The organism is uncultured Jannaschia sp. (genome assembly GCF_947494025.1).
Lineage (GTDB): Bacteria > Pseudomonadota > Alphaproteobacteria > Rhodobacterales > Rhodobacteraceae > Jannaschia.
The window spans coordinates 454,965-472,561 of record NZ_CANLTQ010000001.1 but is presented as its reverse complement, the minus strand read 5'-3'; the positions used below and the strand labels follow the sequence as shown (position 1 = coordinate 472,561).

General features: G+C 69.4%; 16 protein-coding genes. All 16 read left to right on the top strand.

Translation table 11 applies throughout. The annotated features are described in order from the left end of the window. The first annotated feature begins 94 nt into the window (after positions 1 to 94). Positions 95 to 1,522 (top strand): circularly permuted type 2 ATP-grasp protein, encoded by a 1,428-nt coding sequence (locus tag Q1B08_RS02360; RefSeq protein WP_299814114.1) that lies wholly within the window; start codon positions 95 to 97, stop codon positions 1,520 to 1,522. A gap of 49 nt (positions 1,523 to 1,571) precedes the next feature. Further along, positions 1,572 to 2,513 carry an alpha-E domain-containing protein gene (locus tag Q1B08_RS02355; RefSeq protein ID WP_299814111.1) on the top strand — a complete coding sequence of 314 codons (942 nt, stop codon included), beginning with the start codon at positions 1,572 to 1,574 and terminating at the stop codon, positions 2,511 to 2,513. After that, positions 2,510 to 3,322, top strand: a complete 813-nt coding sequence (locus tag Q1B08_RS02350) for a transglutaminase family protein (protein WP_299814107.1) — start codon at positions 2,510 to 2,512, stop codon at positions 3,320 to 3,322. The genes Q1B08_RS02355 and Q1B08_RS02350 overlap by 4 nt, the downstream gene beginning before the upstream one ends. Before the next feature lie 99 nt (positions 3,323 to 3,421). Further along, positions 3,422 to 4,159, top strand: coding sequence for a proteasome-type protease (locus Q1B08_RS02345; RefSeq protein WP_299814104.1), 738 nt, complete (start codon positions 3,422 to 3,424; stop codon positions 4,157 to 4,159). 44 nt (positions 4,160 to 4,203) lie between these two features. Next, on the top strand, positions 4,204 to 4,872 hold the full coding sequence (locus Q1B08_RS02340; protein ID WP_299814101.1) for an ABC transporter ATP-binding protein: 669 nt from the start codon (positions 4,204 to 4,206) through the stop codon (positions 4,870 to 4,872). Next, positions 4,869 to 7,244 (top strand): ABC transporter permease, encoded by a 2,376-nt coding sequence (locus tag Q1B08_RS02335; protein ID WP_299814098.1) that lies wholly within the window; start codon positions 4,869 to 4,871, stop codon positions 7,242 to 7,244. The genes Q1B08_RS02340 and Q1B08_RS02335 overlap by 4 nt, the downstream gene beginning before the upstream one ends. Further along, positions 7,234 to 8,256: a lipocalin-like domain-containing protein gene (locus Q1B08_RS02330; protein ID WP_299814095.1), complete on the top strand. Its 1,023-nt coding sequence runs from the start codon at positions 7,234 to 7,236 to the stop codon at positions 8,254 to 8,256. Before Q1B08_RS02335 ends, Q1B08_RS02330 begins: the two co-directional genes overlap by 11 nt. Next, complete coding sequence (locus Q1B08_RS02325) at positions 8,249 to 8,791, top strand: pyridoxamine 5'-phosphate oxidase family protein (RefSeq protein WP_299814092.1); 543 nt, start codon at positions 8,249 to 8,251, stop codon at positions 8,789 to 8,791. Before Q1B08_RS02330 ends, Q1B08_RS02325 begins: the two co-directional genes overlap by 8 nt. Before the next feature lie 57 nt (positions 8,792 to 8,848). Continuing rightward, positions 8,849 to 9,670, top strand: coding sequence for a flagellar motor protein MotB (locus Q1B08_RS02320; RefSeq protein WP_299814089.1), 822 nt, complete (start codon positions 8,849 to 8,851; stop codon positions 9,668 to 9,670). A gap of 98 nt (positions 9,671 to 9,768) precedes the next feature. Beyond that, positions 9,769 to 11,076, top strand: a complete 1,308-nt coding sequence (locus tag Q1B08_RS02315; RefSeq protein WP_299814087.1) for a flagellar hook-basal body complex protein — start codon at positions 9,769 to 9,771, stop codon at positions 11,074 to 11,076. 23 nt (positions 11,077 to 11,099) lie between these two features. Next, complete coding sequence (locus Q1B08_RS02310) at positions 11,100 to 12,539, top strand: flagellar basal body rod C-terminal domain-containing protein (RefSeq protein WP_299814084.1); 1,440 nt, start codon at positions 11,100 to 11,102, stop codon at positions 12,537 to 12,539. Positions 12,540 to 12,543: 4 nt separating this feature from the next. Continuing rightward, complete coding sequence (locus Q1B08_RS02305) at positions 12,544 to 13,542, top strand: flagellin (RefSeq protein ID WP_299814081.1); 999 nt, start codon at positions 12,544 to 12,546, stop codon at positions 13,540 to 13,542. Positions 13,543 to 13,553: 11 nt separating this feature from the next. Continuing rightward, positions 13,554 to 14,666 carry a flagellar basal body P-ring protein FlgI gene (locus Q1B08_RS02300; RefSeq protein WP_299814894.1) on the top strand — a complete coding sequence of 371 codons (1,113 nt, stop codon included), beginning with the start codon at positions 13,554 to 13,556 and terminating at the stop codon, positions 14,664 to 14,666. 70 nt (positions 14,667 to 14,736) lie between these two features. Then, positions 14,737 to 15,543: a S49 family peptidase gene (locus tag Q1B08_RS02295; RefSeq protein WP_299814078.1), complete on the top strand. Its 807-nt coding sequence runs from the start codon at positions 14,737 to 14,739 to the stop codon at positions 15,541 to 15,543. A gap of 166 nt (positions 15,544 to 15,709) precedes the next feature. Beyond that, a complete protein-coding gene (locus tag Q1B08_RS02290) occupies positions 15,710 to 16,636 on the top strand; it encodes a calcium/sodium antiporter (RefSeq protein ID WP_299814074.1) in 927 nt (308 codons plus the stop codon). After that, positions 16,633 to 17,424, top strand: a complete 792-nt coding sequence (locus Q1B08_RS02285; protein ID WP_299814071.1) for an SDR family oxidoreductase — start codon at positions 16,633 to 16,635, stop codon at positions 17,422 to 17,424. The genes Q1B08_RS02290 and Q1B08_RS02285 overlap by 4 nt, the downstream gene beginning before the upstream one ends. Positions 17,425 to 17,597 lie beyond the last annotated feature (173 nt).

Below are 17,597 nucleotides of genomic sequence, written 5' to 3'. Positions count from 1 at the left end.
CGCATCGAGGCGCGACCACCGGTGCCCGGCGGCGCACGCTTCATCATGCCGCTCGGTGTTGCACTTCCGGCAAACCCCCCGCATGACTTGTCTCATGAGCGAGAAGACACCTTTCGACGAGATGACCCGCCTGGACGGGACGATCCGGGATGCCTACAAGGCATTCGAGGCGTGGTTTTCCTCCGAGGAACCCGCGCATCTGCGCGCCAAGGCGCGCGAGGCGGAGGCGTTCTTCCGCCTCACCGGGATCACCTTCAACGTCTACGGGCAGGCCGAGGCCGCCGAGCGGCTGATCCCGTTCGACATCGTGCCGCGCATCATCGCTGCCCGCGAATGGGCGAAGCTGTCGCGCGGGATCGAGCAGCGGGTGAGCGCGCTCAATGCGTTCCTCCACGACATCCACCATCGTCAGGAGATCGTCCGTTCGGGTCGGCTCCCGCGGGAGATGATCGCCAAGAACGACGCCTATCTGAGCCAGATGATCGGGGTCGATCCGCCGGGCGGCATCTACACCCACATCGTCGGCATCGACCTCGTGCGGACCGGGGCGGACCAGTTCTACGTGCTCGAGGACAACGCGCGGACGCCCTCGGGCGTGAGCTACATGCTCGAGAACCGCGAGACGATGCTGCACATGTTCCCCGAGATCTTCGCCAAGAACCGGGTGCAACGCGTGAGCCGCTATCCCGAACGGCTCCATGCGAGCCTGTCGGCCTGCGCGCCGCCGGCCTGCGAGGGCGATCCGGTCGTGGCGGTCCTGACGCCCGGCATCCACAACTCGGCCTATTACGAGCACAGCTTCCTCGCCGACCAGATGGGCGTGGAGCTGGTCGAGGGGCACGACCTGCGCGTGGTCAACGGCCGGGTCGCGATGCGGACGACGCAAGGCTACAAGGCGATCGACGTGCTCTACCGGCGCGTCGACGACGACTTCCTCGATCCGATGAACTTCCGCACCGACAGCTATCTCGGCGTGCCCGGCATCTTCGACGTCTACCGCGCGGGCGGCATCACCATCGCCAACGCGCCCGGAACCGGGGTGGCCGACGACAAGGCGATCTACAGCTACATGCCCGAGATCGTGGAGTTCTACACCGGCGAGAAGCCGCTTCTGGAGAACGTGCCGACCTGGCGATGCTCGGCCCCCGACAGCCTCGCCTACGTGCTCGACAACCTGTCGGAGCTGGTCGTCAAGGAGGTGCACGGCTCGGGCGGCTACGGGATGCTGATCGGGCCGACCGCCTCGAAGAAGGAGCTGCGGGAGTTCCGCCGCAAGCTCGAGGCGCGGCCGGGCAACTACATCGCGCAGCCGACGCTGGCCCTGTCCACCGCGCCGATCTTCACCCGCGCGGGCCTGTCGCCCCGGCACCTGGACCTGCGGCCCTTCGTGCTCGTCTCCCCGAACGGGATCGAGATCACGCCGGGCGGGCTGACCCGCGTGGCGCTCAAGAAAGGCTCGCTCGTCGTGAACTCCTCGCAGGGCGGGGGCACGAAGGACACCTGGGTGCTGGAGGACGATTGATGACCGGCATCGCGACACGACGTCCCGCTTCCAGGGGGAGGGCCAGCCGATGCTAGGCAAGACCGCCGGCGGCCTCCTCTGGATGTTCCGCTACATGGAGCGGTGCGAGAATCTCGCCCGCCTTGTGGAGACCGGGCAGCGCATCGCGTTGACCCGACCCGACCGCGCCGACAGCGAATGGTCGAGCCTGCTCCAGACCGCCTCCTCCCGCGAGGCCTACGACATGCACCACGACGAGGTGACGGGGGAGGCGGTGATCGACTGGCTCCTGCGGGCGCGAGACAACCCGGCTTCGGTGATCAACTGCATCGCGCAGGCACGGATGAACGCCCGTCTCGTGCGCACGGCGATCACCCGCGAGGTCTGGGAATCCGTGAACGAGGCCTGGATGACGCTCGGCAGGGAGCTGTCAAGCCGGGTCTCCATGCGCGACCTGCAGCGTGTCCTCGGCGTGATCCGGCAGCGTTCGGCCTTCGTGCGCGGCGCGCTGCACGGCACCATGCTCCGGAACGATATCTACGACTTCGCCCGGCTCGGCACGTTCATCGAGCGGGCCGACGCCACGGCGCGGCTTCTCGACGTGAAGTACTACGTGCTGCTGCCCTCCGCGGCGGGCGTCGGCTCCTCGCTCGACAACGCGCAATGGGAGGTGATCCTGCGCGCCGTCTCCGCCGAGGGGGCCTACCGGATGGTGCATGGCCGCGTGCGGATGGCCTCCGACATCGCGCGGTTCCTGATGCTCGACAAGCGACAGCCGCGCAGCCTGTCCTTCTGCTACGAGAAGATCGGCGCCAATCTGGAATATCTCGAACGCGACTACGGCGTGCGGATGCCGTGCCACAACATGAGCGAGGCGATCTGCCAGGATCTCGACCGGGCCACGATCCACAGCATCATAGAGACCGGGCTGCACGAGTTCCTGCAGGACTTCCTGCGCCGCAACGCCAGTCTGGCCGCGAAGATCGAGCAAGATTACAGGTTCACCCAATGACCACTTCCCTGCAGATCCGGCACGCGACGACCTATCGATGGGACAGCCCGATCTCCTACGCGCTCCAGCAGCTCCGCCTGACGCCCAAGAACCGCTCCGGTCAGAAGGTCCGCGAATGGTCCACCTGGATCGACGGCGGCAAGGTCGAGGTGGAGTTCGACGACGCTCACGCCAATCGCACGCAGCTCGTCTCCGTCGAGCCGGGGCGCCAGGAGGTCACGATCGTGGCCGAGGGCCGGGTCGAGATCGAGGACGAGAACGGGATCATCGGTCAGCAGGGCGGCTACATGCCGCTGTGGATGTTCCTGCGGCCGACCGACCGGACCCGCCGCGGCCCCGGCACGCTGGCCTTTGCCCGGGAAGTCCGCGACACGACCGGTCAGCTCGAGCAGCTCCATCGTCTGTCGGCCACGATCCGCGAGAAGATCAAGTACGCCACCGGGACGACCGAGGTCACGATGACCGCGGAGGAGGCGGTGCAGAACGGCACCGGGGTCTGTCAGGATCACGCCCATATCTTCGTCACCGCCGCGCGCCTGCTGGACCGGCCGGCGCGCTACGTCTCGGGCTATCTCAAGATGGACGGCGTGGAGCGTCAGGACGCGACCCATGCCTGGGCGGAGGCCTATGTCGACGGCATCGGCTGGGTCGGGTTCGACATCTCCAACGGGATTTCGCCCGACGAACGCTACGTCCGCGTGGCGACCGGACTCGATTACAGCGACGCCGCGCCGATCTCGGGCATCCGCCGCGGCGCCGGAACGGAATCGCTATCCGTCGAGTTGACGGTATCCCAGTCGCAGCAATAGGCCCGTCCGCCCCGGCCCGAACCGCGGCCCAACCGGTATGCCAGCCAGGCGGCCCGCGGCGCCGCGAACGTGCCGCACCATCGAAACGGAACCCACTCCATGACCTATTGCGTCGGCCTGCAACTCGATCGCGGCCTCGTCTTCCTGTCCGACACCCGCACGAACGCGGGCGTCGACAACATCTCCACCTATCGCAAGATGCACACCTGGGAGGTGCCTGGCGAGCGGACGCTGGTTCTGATGACGGCGGGCAACCTCGCTACGACGCAAGCGGTGGTGAGCCTTCTGGACGAGCGCAACCTCGCTGCCGCCGAGCGGACCTCGACGCTGCTGACCGCGCCGTCGATGTTCCAGGCCGCGCGGCTGATCGGCGAGACGCTTCGCGACGTGATCACCGAGCAGGCCGGCAGCGGCGGCAAGCCTGCCTCCACCTTCAACGCGACGATGATCTTCGGCGGTCAGGTCAAGGGCAGCCCGCCGCGCCTCTACCTGATCTATCCCGAGGGCAACTTCATCGAAGCGCAGGCCGACACCCCGTTCTTCCAGATCGGCGAGACCAAGTACGGCCGCCCCATCCTCGTTCGCGCCTATGACCGCGAGATGACGTTCGAACGGGCGGTCAAGCTTCTGATGGTGAGCTTCGACTCGACGATCCGGGCCAACCTGTCGGTGGACGCGCCGCTCGACCTCCAGATCTACCGCAACGACAGCTTCGAGCTCGGCTATTCGCGCCGCATCCTCGACACCGACCCGGATTGGCGGGCGATCTGCGACGGGTGGTCCGACGCGCTCCGCAACGCGTTCGACAGCCTGCAGGACGTGACGCTCTGCCGCTGACGGCGCGCCTTGAAGCCCCCCGGGCGGCGACTACCCTGAAGCGCATGCTTCTCCGAACCCGCGATGTCGACAAGAGCTACGAGACCGCGGGCGGGCGTCAGCCGGTCCTGTCCGACGTGTCCTTCGACCTCGGGGCGGGCGAGACGCTGGCGTTGACGGGGGAGAGCGGTTCGGGAAAATCGACGCTGATGCACCTGCTCGCCGGGCTCGACACGCCGGATCGCGGCACGATCGAGATCGAGGGCACCGACATCGCCGCGCAGGACGATGCCGGGCGGGCGCGGCTCCGGCGGGGCACGGTCGGGCTGATCTTTCAGCAGTTCAACCTTATCCCCTCGCTCGACGTTCGCGACAACCTGTCGTTCCATGCGCGTCTGGCCGGGCGCGATCCGGGCGACGTGGCCGCGCTCGCCGAACGACTCGGCCTTTCGGACCATCTTCGCCGCTATCCCGAGCAGCTTTCGGGCGGGCAGCAGCAGCGGGTCGCCATCGGCCGCACGCTCCTCGCCGCGCCGCGCCTCGTTCTGGCCGACGAGCCGACCGGCAACCTCGACGAAGCGACGGGCGACGCGATGATCGCGCTGATGCGAGAATCGGTGACGCAGATGGGGGCGGCGCTCCTGATGGTGACGCATTCGACCCGGCTCGCGGCGCAGCTCGACCGTCGGCTGCATCTGCGCGCCGGTCGTCTGGCGGAGGACCTGCCCGCATGAACCGCGCCGCGCTCGGCGCCCTTCTCGCGCATTGGCGGCGGCAACCGTTGCAACTGCTGACGCTCGTCGTGGGGCTCGCGCTTGCCACCGGGCTCTGGACCGGGGTGCAGGCGATCAACGCGCAGGCGCGGCTCGACTACGCGGAGGCGGCCGCCACGCTCGGGCAGGACGACCTGCCCCGGATCGAGGGCGACCTCTCGCTCGACGACTTCGCCACACTTCGCCGCGCCGGCTGGCCGGTGACGCCGGTGATCGACGGCACGCCGCCCGGCCCCCGTCTCCGCGTGCTCGGCATCGACCCCTTCACCGCGCCGCAGAACGGCGCGACGCCGGACCTGACCGACACGGCGGACCTGACGGCGTTCCTCGACGGCCGCCTCGTCTTCGCGGCGGAGGGGACGGAGGTGCCCGAAAGCCTGCCGGAGGTGCGGCGGATCGCGAACCTCGCCCCCGGCCTCGTCGTGGCCGACATCCTCGCGGCGCAGGCGATCCTCGGAACCGGACGGATCGACCACATGCTGATTCTGCCGGAGGCGCGAGGCGATCTACCGCCGCTCGCGGAGCTTCTGCCCGATGCGGAGCGGGTGGAGGCGCTTGCAGGGAGCGAGATCGGGCGACTGACCGACAGCTTCCACCTCAACCTCACGGCGTTCGGCCTGCTGGCTTTCGCGGTCGGCCTCTTCATCGTCCACGCCGCGATCGGCCTCGCCTTCGAGCAGCGCCGGCCGCTTTTCCGCACGTTGCGTGCCCTGGGCCTGCCGGCGGCGCGGCTGACGCTGCTGCTCGCGGCCGAACTCGTGGCTTTCACGCTGTTGGGCGGCGCGCTCGGGATCGTGCTGGGCTACGGGATGGCGGCCTTTCTGCTGCCCGGCGTCGCCGCGACGCTATCGGGCCTCTACGGGGCAAGCGTCGAGGGCGGGCTGACGCTCGCGCCGGCCTGGTGGCTCTCGGGTTTCGCGATGGCGGGGATCGGGCTCGCGGTCGCGGGCAGCCAAAGCCTTTGGCAGCTCGCGCGCCTGCCCGTGCTGGCGCCGGCCATGCCCCGGGCCTGGGCGCGGGCGCGGCTCTCGACGCTGCGCCGTCAGGGCGCCGGCGGGCTCGTCCTCCTCCTCGCCGCGGCGCTTGTCGCGATCTTCGGAACCGGGCTCGTCGCGGGTTTCGTCTGCCTCGGCGCGCTTCTTCTCGGGGCCGCGCTCCTGCTGCCGCCGGTCCTGTCGGCCGTGCTGTCCTTCGGGGCGCGGCGCGCGAAGGGCGCACTCGCGCAGTGGCTCTGGGCCGACACGCAGCAGCAACTGCCGGGTTTGAGCCTCGCGCTGATGGCGCTCCTCCTCGCGCTCGCCGCGAATATCGGGGTTGGAACGATGGTGGGCAGTTTCCGCGACACCTTCACCGGCTGGCTCGACCAGCGTCTCGCGGCGGAGCTCTATGTGCGCACCGTGGACGAGGCGCAGGCGACGGAACTGCGTGCATTCCTGGAGGGCCGGGTGGATGCGATCCTGCCCATCGTCGGCACGGAGACCTCGTTCGAGGGCATGCCGGGGGATCTCTACGGGCAGCCCGACGATCCGACCTTTCGGCGGAACTGGCCGCTTCTGGATGCAGGGCCGGAGGTCTGGGACCGCCTCGCCGCCGGCGAGGGCGCGCTCGTCAACGAGCAGCTCGCGCGCCGAACGGGTTTCTGGTCCGGCGCGGAGGTCGACCTCGGTGCGGGCGGACGACGCGAGGTGCTGGGCGTTTACTCGGATTACGGCAACCCGCGCGGTCAGGCGATCCTGACGCTCGACGCGTTCCGCGTGGCGGTGCCGGACATGCCGGAGACGCGCTTCGCGCTGCGGGTTCCTCCGGCGGAGGTGCCGGCGCTTGCCGACGCGATCGCGGCCCGGTTCGATCTGCCCGAGGACGGGCTGGTGGATCAGGCCGCGCTCAAGGGCTTCTCGCTCGACGTCTTTGAGCGGACCTTCGCGGTGACCGCCGCGCTCAACGTCCTGACGCTCGTGGTCGCGGGTTTCGCGCTCTGGGCGTCGCTCACCACGCTCGGCACGATGCGCCTGCCGCAGGTGGCACCGGTCTGGGCGCTGGGGCTGACGCGGCGGGGACTGGCGCTCGCGGATCTCGCGCGCGCCCTGATCCTCGCGGCGTTCACCGCCGTGCTGGCGATCCCGACCGGGGTGGCGCTGGCCTGGGTCCTGCTGGCCGTGGTCAACGTGCAGGCCTTCGGCTGGCGCCTGCCGCTTCTGGCCGATCCCGGCGGCTGGGCGGTGCTGTCGCTCTGGGCGATCGTCGCGGCGGCGCTGGCGGCGGCGCTGCCGGTCTGGCGGCTCTGGCGGATGCCGCCCGCGCAACTGGTGCAGGTCTTCGTGCATGAACGCTAGGGTTCTTCTGCTCGTCCTGTTCCTCCCCGTGTCGGCGCTGGCGCAGGGTTTCGCCGGGCTTGGGCAGGGGGCGGGCGGCTTCACGATGCCGGATCCGGGGCGGGATCTGCGCTTTCCGGCCGATCACGGGGCGCATCCCGATTTCCGCACCGAATGGTGGTACGTCACGGCCGCGCTCTCCGGGGCGGACGGGCGCGAATACGGCGTGCAATGGACGCTGTTCCGCTCCTCGCTCGCGCCGGGCGGACCGCAGGTCTGGATGGCGCATCTGGGCGTGACCACGCCAGAGGCCCATGTTTCCGGCGAACAACTTGCCCATGACGGGACGGGGCAGGCGGGCGTGCGCGTCGCGCCCTTCGAGGCTTGGCTCGACGATTGGCGCCTCTGGTCGGAGGACGGTGGCATCGCCGACCTCCGCCTTGCCGCCGGAACGGCGGAGGCGGGTTACGACCTCGCACTCCGTGCCGAGGGGCCGATCGTGCTGCACGGCGAGAACGGGTATTCGGTCAAATCCGCCTCGGGTCAGGCCAGCCGATACTATTCGCAGCCCTTTTACGCCGTGACCGGCACGCTCCACCTTCCGTCCGGCCCGGTGGAGGTGACGGGGCGGGGCTGGCTCGACCGGGAATGGTCGTCGCAATTCCTCGAGGAGGATCAGGCGGGCTGGGACTGGTTTTCGCTGCATTTCGAGAGCGGCGCGCGGCTGATGGCCTTCGTGCTCCGTGGCCCGGAGCCGTTCCACTACGCCTCCTGGATCGCGCCGGACGGCACGACGACGCCCTATTACGGCGACGCATTGTCCGCCGAGCCTCTGGAGGTCGCGGAGGTGGAGGGACGGGAGGTTCCGGTCCGGTGGCGCCTGCGCCTGCCTGCGCGCGAGCTGAACGTGACGGTGGACGCGGTGAACGCGCAGAGCTGGCAGGACACGCTGTTCCCCTATTGGGAGGGACCGGTCCGCGCGGAAGGAAGCCACCCGGGGCGCGGCTATCTGGAGATGACGGGTTATGAGTGATCCGTTCCACGACCTCGGCGCGTTGCATGCACATGTCTGGGACCGTCTGGCGCAGGGCGCGGCAGAGGCCGGCGATCCGTTCCACGTCGCGATGCTCGCGACCTCGGGTGCGGAAGGTCCGGAGGCGCGGATGGTCGGGTTCCGCCGCGCGGAGCGCGGGACGGCAGAGGTCGAGGTGCAGTCCGACATCCGCACGGCCAAGGTCCGCGCGACCGAGAGGGATCCGCGCGCCGCGCTCCTGTTCTGGGATCCGGAGGCGCAGGTGCAAATCCGGCTTTCGATCGAGATGCGGCTCGTCGCGTCGGACCCGGAACGCTGGCGCGCCCTGCCGGACGCGGCCCGCCTCAACTACGGCACCGATCCCGCCCCCGGCACGCCGGTCCATACCCCCGAAGCCGTGACCCGGACGTCCGACCCCGCACGTCACGTCGCCCTCGTCGGGAGCGTTTGTCGGATCGACGCCCTGTCGCTCGCGCACGATCCGCATCGACGCGCGATCTTCGAGGCCGGGGCGGCCCGGTGGGTCGCGCCTTGACCCGATAACGGTTCCTTCACGCCCGCTGCCTATGCCCCGCCCTGGGAGGTGTCGGACATGGACAACAGCAAGCGCCCGATCATCATCAAGAAGAAGAAGGTCGTGGGCGGCGGTCATCACGGCGGCGCCTGGAAGGTCGCCTATGCCGATTTCGTGACCGCGATGATGGCGTTCTTCATGCTGATGTGGCTCCTCAACGCAACGAGCGAGCAGCAGCGCAAGGGGCTGGCCGACTACTTCAGCCCGACCGTCGCGCTCAGCACGACCTCCGGCGGCGGCGACGGCGCGATGGGCGGCCGGTCGGCTCACGCGGACTCGACCATGGTCCAGATCGGCCGGGGCGGGATCACCTCCTCCGAGAAGCACGGGACGACCGAGCAGGAGGACGCCGAACTCGAGGCGATCGCCGCCTCCGTGATGGGCAAGGGCGGTGACAGCCTGCTCGACGAGGCGATCCTGCGGCACGTCGCCATACGCCTGACGGACGAGGGGCTGGTCCTCGAATTCTTCGACCTGCCCGGCTCGCCGCTCTTCGAGGGGACGACGCCGACCCCGCTTCTGCGGGCCCTTCTGGCCGCCGTGGCCGGCGAAATCCGGCAGACGCCCAAGGCTATCTCGATCGAGGCCTACACGGCCGCCGAACCGCTGGTCACGCGCAAGCCGCGCGCCTGGGAGGTATCTTCGGAGCGCGCACATGCGCTGCGTCGGGCGCTGCCGGCCGCCGGGGTCAGCGACGCGCGCATCGTCCGCGTCACCGGCCATGCCGACCGCCGGCCGGCCGTCGCCGAGCCGACCGCCGTCCGCAACAACCGGGTCGAGATCGTGGTGCTGCGGGATCGCGTCGCGCCCCGCCGCTATGCCGGGCCCGATCGGGAATAACCCCGTTAGCCAGACCTTAACTCCGGGCCGTCAATGGTCGCCCCGACCGGCGGCACGACTCGCTCCGACGACATCACGAGACCCAGAAAGGACCTCTCATGACGATCTCCTCCTCCCTCAACGCCGGTGTGTCGGGGTTGAACGTCAATGCGAGCCGGCTCGCGACGATCTCCGACAACATCGCGAACTCCTCGACCTATGGCTACAAGCGGGCCACGTCGGACTTTCACTCGCTCGTGTCGGGCGACAACCGGGGCACGTATTCGGCCGGCGGCGTCCGGGCGACCACGGGGCGCGACGTCTCGCAGAACGGCTCCCTCGTCACGACGAACAACGCCACCGATCTCGCCGTCACCGGCCGCGGGATGCTGGCCGTGACGCCGATCTCCGCGGTGGAGAATGGCAGGGCGGACCTGCCGTTCCAGATGACAACCACCGGATCGTTCCGCCCGGACAAGAACGGCGTCCTGCGGACCGACAGCGGTCTGGCGCTTCTGGGCTGGCCGGCGGCCAAGGACGGGTCGATCCCCAATGTCATGCGGGACACCCCGAGCAGCCTGGTCCCCGTCCGCGTGGAATTGACCGAGTTCGAAGGCGATCCCACGACCAAGATGTCGCTTGGCGTGAACCTGCCCGCGAGCGCGACGGCGGATGGTGAAAGCGGCGACTCCTATCCGCTGCAGATGGAGTACTTCGGCAACCTGGGCGAGTCGCAGGCTCTCGATATCAAGTTCACGCCGGTCCTTCCGGCGCCGGGCGACCTGCCCACGAACGAGTGGACAATGACCATCGTCGACAAGTTCGATCCGGCCGCGACGCCAAGCACCTTCACGTTGACTTTCGCCGACGGGTCCGGAACGGGCGGCACCCTCGCCGACGTCAAATCGACGCCCGCCGGCCTTTACGACGACACCACGGGCCTCATAAGCCTCAACGTCATAAGCGGTCCGATCGAGATCGAGATCGGCAAGTACAACGACACCAAGGGCCTGTCGCAGCTCGGCGACACCTATGCGCCGGTGGCGGTCAGCAAGAACGGCTCCCCCGTGGGCAAATTAACGTCGGTGGAGGTCGATCCGAACGGCCGCGTGGTCGGCCTCTACGACAGCGGTCTGTCCCGAACGCTCTACAAGCTTCCCGTGGTCGATGTCACGAACCCGGACGGTCTCAAGGCCCTCCCCAACCAGACCTACACGCTCTCCAGCGAAAGCGGCCCGCTCTACCTGTGGGACGCGGGGACCGGGCCCGTGGGCGAGATCATGGGCTATTCGCGGGAGGAAAGCACGACCGACGTGGCCGGGGAGCTCACCAACCTCATCAAGACCCAGCGATCCTACAGCTCCAACGCGAAGGTCATCCAGACCGTCGACGAGATGTTGCAGGAAACCACCAACATCAAGCGCTGATCCCGCCACGCTAGGAGCCGGCCATGAGCATCTCGTCTTCCCTGAACTTCGCCGCGGCCGGTCTCGGTGCGACCGCCCAGCGGGCGGAGAACGTCGCCCGCAACGTGGCGAACGCGGACCATCCGGGCTATGCGCGGCGTGCCAGCGCCGTCGTGGGCACGGGCGTCGGCGCCCCGGGCGCCAGCCTGCAAATCCTGCGCGAGGTCGACCCCCGCCTTGTCCAGCTCCGGCGCGAAGCGCAGTCCCAGGAGGCCGGCGCCTCCGTCGCGCAAGCCTTTCAGGCGCGCCTCGACGCGGAGATCGGCGATCCGGACGCGGCCGGAAGCCTGCAGGACCGTCTGGCCAAGCTCGATGCCGCCTTCGTCGCCGCGGCGTCGAACCCGTCGAGCGCGGCGGGCCTCGCCAACGTCTCGCGCGCCGCGGCGGGCGTCGCCGAGAAGCTGAACGCGCTCGATACCGTGGTGCAATCGTCCCGCCAGAAGGCGGAAACGGATATCGCCAAGACGGTGGAGCAGCTCAACGCCGATCTGGAAGGCGTGCAGCGGCTCAACCGCGACATCGTGCGGCTGGGCGACGGCGGCGGGCAGGACAAGGCCGACCTTCTCGATCAGCGGTCCCTGCTCATCGACCGCATATCGCAGCAGATTCCCGTGCGCGAGTTGACCCGCGACCGCGGCGCCGTCGCGCTGGTCTCCGAGGGGGGCATGCTGCTTCTCGACACGTCGCCGGCCAAGCTGGAGTTCGACGCCCGCGCGCCGATCTCGGCGGACATGACGGTCGGCAACGGGCTCTACGGTCTCGAGATGAACGGTGAGCCCGTCCGGGGCGACCTCTTCAAGGGCGGGCGGCTGGACGCGCTCTTCGCGATCCGCGACGAAACCGCCCCGCTCGCGACCGAGCGGCTGGACTCCCTGGCCGGCGAGCTGATCGGGCGCTTCGGCGACGCCGCCGTCGATCCGAGCCTCGCCGCGGGCGAGCCCGGCCTTTTCACCGACGACGGCGCCGTGCTGAACCCGACGACCTCCGCGGGCCTTGCCGGGCGGATCGAGGTGAACGCGCTCGTCGCGCCCGACCGGACGGATCAGCATTGGCGTCTGCGCGACGGCCTCGGCACGGCGGCAATCCAGGGGACAGGGGCGGAGACCGGGCTGCTGCTGGCCTACGGCTCGGCGCTGGCCGACCATGCCCGTCCGCTCGGAGCGGGCTTGCCGGACGTCGCGGCCGACATGGTCGGTCACACGAGCGCGCTGCGTTCGCTCATCTCGGCCGACCGGCTGCAGGCCGACAACCGGCTCGGCACGGCCTCAACGCTCGCCACCTCGCGGGCGGAGCAGCGCGACGGCGGGGCGGTCGATGTCGACGCCGAGATGCGCCGTCTCATCGAGATCGAGCAGGCCTACGCGGCCAATGCCCGCGTGATCCAGGCCGCCGGCGCCATGATCGACCGCCTGATGGAGCTTTGAGATGATGACGAACAATTCCCTCCTGCCGCTCCTCACGGGCCGGGACCATTCCGGCGCGTCGCGGTCGCGCATCGAGACGATGACGCAGGAGATGGGCACCGGCCGCGTCGCCGATGTGGGCCAGGCGCTGTCGAGCGATTTCTCCGCTCTGTCGCAGATTTCGCACGCGCTTCGCACCACCGATGCCCGAGCCGCCTCGCTGGGCAACGCCGCGATCTGGCTCGACGTGATGCAGGGATCGATGGACCGGATCGAGCAGGCGGGCACGGCGATCCGCGACAAGCTGGTGGCTGCCCTGACGCCGACGGGCTACCTTTCGGTCGACAACCTTTCGGTCGTGGCGCAAGGGGCGATGAACGACATCGTTTCCGCGCTGGGACGTACGCATGACGGGCGCGGCATCTTCACCAACGGCGATCCGGGCGGCCGGGCGCCCGTCGACGTGGATGTGCTGCGCGCCGAGACGCAGGCGCTGGCGGCGGGCGCGACCGACATCGCTTCGCTGATGACAGCGTTTGACGACTATTTCGCCCAGGGCGGCGCTTTCGAGACCAACGCGCTGCGCGCCTTCCCGGCCGACCCGATGCAGTTTCCGATCGGCGAGGGGAAGTCGATCGGCATACCTGTCTCGGCCGGCGACGAGTCGGTTCGCGAGGCGTTGAAGGAAGCGGCGCTTGTCGCGGCGCTGCCCGACCTCGGGTTTCCGGTCGGCGGTATGGAGCTCGCCGAGTTGACCACGATCCTGCCTGCGCGCGCGGCGGCGGCCTCGACCAAGCTGGCGACCAGCCGCGCCGTCATCGGCACGGTCGAGGAGCGGGTCGATCACATCCGCAAGGATCTCGATCAGGAGCGGACGAAACTCGAGACCCGCAGGTCCGACACGATCAGCGCCGATCCCTATGACACGGCGACGCGCCTTCAGAACGAGATGACGCGGCTCGAGACGCTCTACGCGATCACGGCCCGCAAGTCGCGGCTGCGGCTGACGGACTACCTTCGTTGAGCGTGGCCCGCATGATCGCCGTGATCCGGGGGGCCATGCTGCTCGCAGCGCTGCTCCTTGCCGGGTCGCAGGTCGCCGCCCAGTCGATCCGCATCAAGGACCTCGTGGAGTTCGACGGCGTGCGCGGCAACGACCTCGTGGGTTACGGGCTCGTGGTCGGGCTGAACGGGACGGGCGACGGCCTCAGGAACGCGCCGTTCACCGAGGAGATCATGACGAACATCCTCGAGCGGCTCGGGGTGAATGTCACCGGCGAGCAGTTCCGCCCGAAGAACGTCGCGGCCGTGATCGTCACCGCCACGTTGCCGCCCTTCGCGCGCAGCGGAAGCCGGGTGGACGTCACCGTTTCGGCCATCGGCGACGCGGACAGCCTCCTTGGCGGCACGCTGGTGATGACGCCGCTCACCGCGGCGGACGGCGAAATCTACGCCGTCGCGCAGGGTACGATCATCTCGGGCGGCGTGACCGCGAAGGGTGACGCGGCCTCCGTGACCGAGGGGGTTCCGACCGCGGGCGTGGTGCCGGCGGGCGGACGCGTCGAGCGGGAGGTCGATTTCGACTTCACCTCTATGAACCAGATCCGCCTTGCCCTCCGCGAGCCGGACTTCACCACCGCCTCGCGGATCGAGCGGGCCGTGAACGACGAGATCGGCCGCGACGTGGCGCAGATGCTCGATGCCGGCACCGTCTTGCTCGACATCGCGCGGACCGGACGGCGATCGCCCGCCCACGCGCTTTCGGCGATCGAGAACGTCACGATCACGCCGGAGCACAAGGCCCGGGTCGTCGTCGACCAGGCCTCGGGCACGATCGTCATGGGCTCGACTGTTCGGATCTCGGAAGTCGCGGTGTCGCAGAACAACCTGACGCTCCGGATCGAGGAGGCGCCCCTCGTGGTGCAGCCGAACCCGTTCTCCGACGGGCAGACCGTCGTCGTGCCGCGCACCGGCGTGGCCATGCAGGAGGAGGCGGGCCCGGGCCTTGCGCTGGTGCAGGGCGGCACGACGCTTTCGGACGTGATCGCGGGACTCAACGCGCTCGGCGTGTCGGCGCGGGACATGATCGACATCCTCAAGAGCATCAAGGCCGCGGGTGCCCTTCATGCGGAATTCGTCGTCCGCTAGAGGCATCCCGCGCCCGCAATCGGCCGCCCCCGCCTTGTGACGGCAGGGGGCGGCCTATACATCGCCCGTCATGCCCGGACCTCTCCGCCTTCCCTTCGTTTCCCGTGCGCCTCGGGTCACCGTGCTCCGCCTGCGGGGCGTGATCGCGGCCAATGCCTCCCCCGGAAGCCTGAACCACGAGGCGCTGGCCCCGCTGGTCGAGCAGGCGTTCCGCAAGGGCAGGCCGACGGCGGTGGCGCTCGCCATCAATTCGCCGGGGGGCTCGCCCGTGCAATCCTCGCTGATCGCCGCGCATGTCCGCAGGCTCGGCGACGAGCTGTCGATGCCGGTCCATGCCTTTGTCGAGGACGTGGCGGCCTCGGGCGGCTACTGGCTCGCCACGGCGGCGGACGACATCTGGGTCGACGAAAGCTCCATCACCGGCAGCATCGGCGTCATCTCCGCGGGCTTCGGCTTTCCGGACCTCCTGTCGCGGGCCGGGGTCGAGCGGCGCGTGCATACGGCGGGCGAGGACAAGTCGATCCTCGATCCGTTCCGCCCGGAGCGGGCCGAGGACATCGCCCGCCTGAAGGCGATCCAGGCGCGCATCCACGAGTCATTCAAGGCGCAGGTCCGCACCCGGCGCGGCGCCCGGCTCGACACGACGCGCGACCTTTTCACCGGCGAGATCTTCGTAGGCGCGGAGGGCGTCGAGGCGGGGCTCGCCGACGGGATCGGCCATGCGCGCACCAAGCTGCGCGAGCTTTACGGCAAGAACGCGCAGCTTCGCATGATTGCGGTGAAGCGACCGCTCCTGCAACGCTTCGTCCCATCGGTCGCGGCCGAGACGATGGCGGGAATCGAGGATCGGGCCGCCTGGGCCCGGTTCGGCCTCTGATGATCGTGAAAGCCGTCACGCTCTTCCTCATCGTCATGGCCGTCCTCGCGATGTTCGGCCGGCTCCGCCTTCCGCGACCCGGCAGGCGGGTCGGCGGGAAATGTCCGCGCTGCGGCGCGCCGCGGGTCGGGCGCGGTCCGTGCCCCTGCGAAAAGGGGTAGTACCGATGTGGCTCGAGTTCCTGATGGTCGCCGCGGGGCTGGTGATCCTGATCTTCGCTGGCGACGCGCTGGTGAAGGGCGCCGTGAACCTCGCGCTCAGGCTCGGCATTCCGGCGCTGGTCGTGAGCCTGACCGTGGTGGCCTTCGGCACCTCCGCGCCGGAGTTGCTGGTCAGCGTGCAGGCCATGCTGGGCGGGGCGCCGGGACTGGCGCTCGGCAACGTGGTCGGCTCGAACACGGCGAACGTCCTGCTGGTGCTCGGCATTCCCGCCCTGATCGCGGCCATGCGGACCGGCGGCTGCGACGTGCGGCGGGACTATCTTCTGATGATGGCCGCGACCGTGCTCTTCATCGCGCTCTGCCTGACCGGGACACTGCGGTGGTGGCACGGCGTGATCCTGCTTTCCGCGCTCGCCATCACGCTCGTCGTGACGTTCCGCTCCTCCCGCGGGGAGGATGTGCAGGTGGAGGGGGTGGAGCCGGGGCTGCCGGGCACACGGCTGGCGATCTATCTCGGTCTCGGGCTCGTCGGTCTGCCGCTCGGTGCGAACCTGCTGGTCAGCGGCGCGACGGAGATTGCGCGCACCTTCGGCGTCAGCGAGACGGTGATCGGGCTCACGCTCGTCGCCGTCGGCACGTCGTTGCCGGAACTTGCCACGACGGTGATGGCGGCGATCCGGCGACACGCCGACGTGGCGCTCGGCAACGTGATCGGATCGAACCTCTTCAACCTTCTTGCGATCATGGGGATCGCCGTGCTGTTCGGCCCGGTTCCGATCAACGGCACGTTCCTGACGGTGGACCTGCCGGTGATGCTCGGCGCCTCGCTCCTCCTCGTGCCGGTCGTCTTCTTCGGCCGCGACATCACGCGGATCGGGGGCGCGGCGCTCACGACGCTCTACGCGGCCTACCTCTTGGTGGCCCTGTCGTGAGGGCGCTCGTCACGGGGGCCGGCCGGCGGCTCGGCGCCGCGATGGCGGTGGAGCTCGCCCGCATGGGGCATGACATCGCCGTGCACTACGCGGGCAGCGCGGACGGCGCGGCGGAGACCGTCGCCGAGGTCGAGGGCGCCGGGCGTCGGGGCGTCGCGCTGCAGGCGGACCTGCTGGAGCTCGACGCCTGCGAGGGCCTGGTCGGCCTCGCGTCGGAAGCGCTCGGCGGGCCGCTCGACGTGCTGGTGAACAACGCCTCGATCTTCGATCACGACACGCTCGCTTCGGCCACGCGGAACACGTGGGACCGGCATCTGGGCGCGAACCTCCGCGCGCCCTTCGTCCTGACGCAGGCCTTCGCGGCGCAGGCCCCGGCCGCCGGGGAGGCGGACGGCGAAGCGGTGGCGCGGGCCTGCATCGTCAACATCGTGGACCAGCGGGTGTGGAAACTGACGCCCGAGTTCATGACCTATACGCTGGCGAAAGCCGGCCTCTGGACGCTGACGCAGACGGCGGCGCAGGCGCTGGCCCCGGCGATCCGGGTGAATGCCATCGGCCCTGGCCCGACCTTGCGCGCCGCGCGCCAGAGCGAGGCGCATTTCGCCGCGCAGCGGGCGGGCGTGCCCCTCGCGCGCGGGGCCAACCCCGACGAGATCAACGACGCGCTGCGCTACCTCGTCACCTCGAGATCGGTGACCGGGCAGCTTATCTGCGTCGACGGAGGCCAGCATCTCGGCTGGCGGACGCCGGACGTGATCGGGGTGGAAACGCGTCCGGACAAGGCCTAGATCCGCGTCCTGCTTGGGAAATTTCTCCACGCATCGCGGGCAGGGCCGAAAGAAGCTCCGGTCTCGCGCAAAACCGGGATGCGGTGGATCCCGACGCATAATTTCATACGCAGATTCAGGATGATAGCGTCTCAATGTAAATGAACGGTTTGTAAAGCATGTGTGACAAAGGC

Bases quoted from the DNA above. Each gene is read 5' to 3' on its own strand.
- Q1B08_RS02360 (WP_299814114.1), top strand. From the start codon at position 95: ATGAGCGAGAAGACACCTTTCGACGAGATGACCCGCCTGGACGGGACG.
- Q1B08_RS02355 (WP_299814111.1), top strand. From the start codon at position 1,572: ATGCTAGGCAAGACCGCCGGCGGCCTCCTCTGGATGTTCCGCTACATG.
- Q1B08_RS02350 (WP_299814107.1), top strand. From the start codon at position 2,510: ATGACCACTTCCCTGCAGATCCGGCACGCGACGACCTATCGATGGGAC.
- Q1B08_RS02345 (WP_299814104.1), top strand. From the start codon at position 3,422: ATGACCTATTGCGTCGGCCTGCAACTCGATCGCGGCCTCGTCTTCCTG.
- Q1B08_RS02340 (WP_299814101.1), top strand. From the start codon at position 4,204: ATGCTTCTCCGAACCCGCGATGTCGACAAGAGCTACGAGACCGCGGGC.
- Q1B08_RS02335 (WP_299814098.1), top strand. From the start codon at position 4,869: ATGAACCGCGCCGCGCTCGGCGCCCTTCTCGCGCATTGGCGGCGGCAA.
- Q1B08_RS02330 (WP_299814095.1), top strand. From the start codon at position 7,234: ATGAACGCTAGGGTTCTTCTGCTCGTCCTGTTCCTCCCCGTGTCGGCG.
- Q1B08_RS02325 (WP_299814092.1), top strand. From the start codon at position 8,249: ATGAGTGATCCGTTCCACGACCTCGGCGCGTTGCATGCACATGTCTGG.
- Q1B08_RS02320 (WP_299814089.1), top strand. From the start codon at position 8,849: ATGGACAACAGCAAGCGCCCGATCATCATCAAGAAGAAGAAGGTCGTG.
- Q1B08_RS02315 (WP_299814087.1), top strand. From the start codon at position 9,769: ATGACGATCTCCTCCTCCCTCAACGCCGGTGTGTCGGGGTTGAACGTC.
- Q1B08_RS02310 (WP_299814084.1), top strand. From the start codon at position 11,100: ATGAGCATCTCGTCTTCCCTGAACTTCGCCGCGGCCGGTCTCGGTGCG.
- Q1B08_RS02305 (WP_299814081.1), top strand. From the start codon at position 12,544: ATGACGAACAATTCCCTCCTGCCGCTCCTCACGGGCCGGGACCATTCC.
- Q1B08_RS02300 (WP_299814894.1), top strand. From the start codon at position 13,554: ATGATCGCCGTGATCCGGGGGGCCATGCTGCTCGCAGCGCTGCTCCTT.
- Q1B08_RS02295 (WP_299814078.1), top strand. From the start codon at position 14,737: ATGCCCGGACCTCTCCGCCTTCCCTTCGTTTCCCGTGCGCCTCGGGTC.
- Q1B08_RS02290 (WP_299814074.1), top strand. From the start codon at position 15,710: ATGTGGCTCGAGTTCCTGATGGTCGCCGCGGGGCTGGTGATCCTGATC.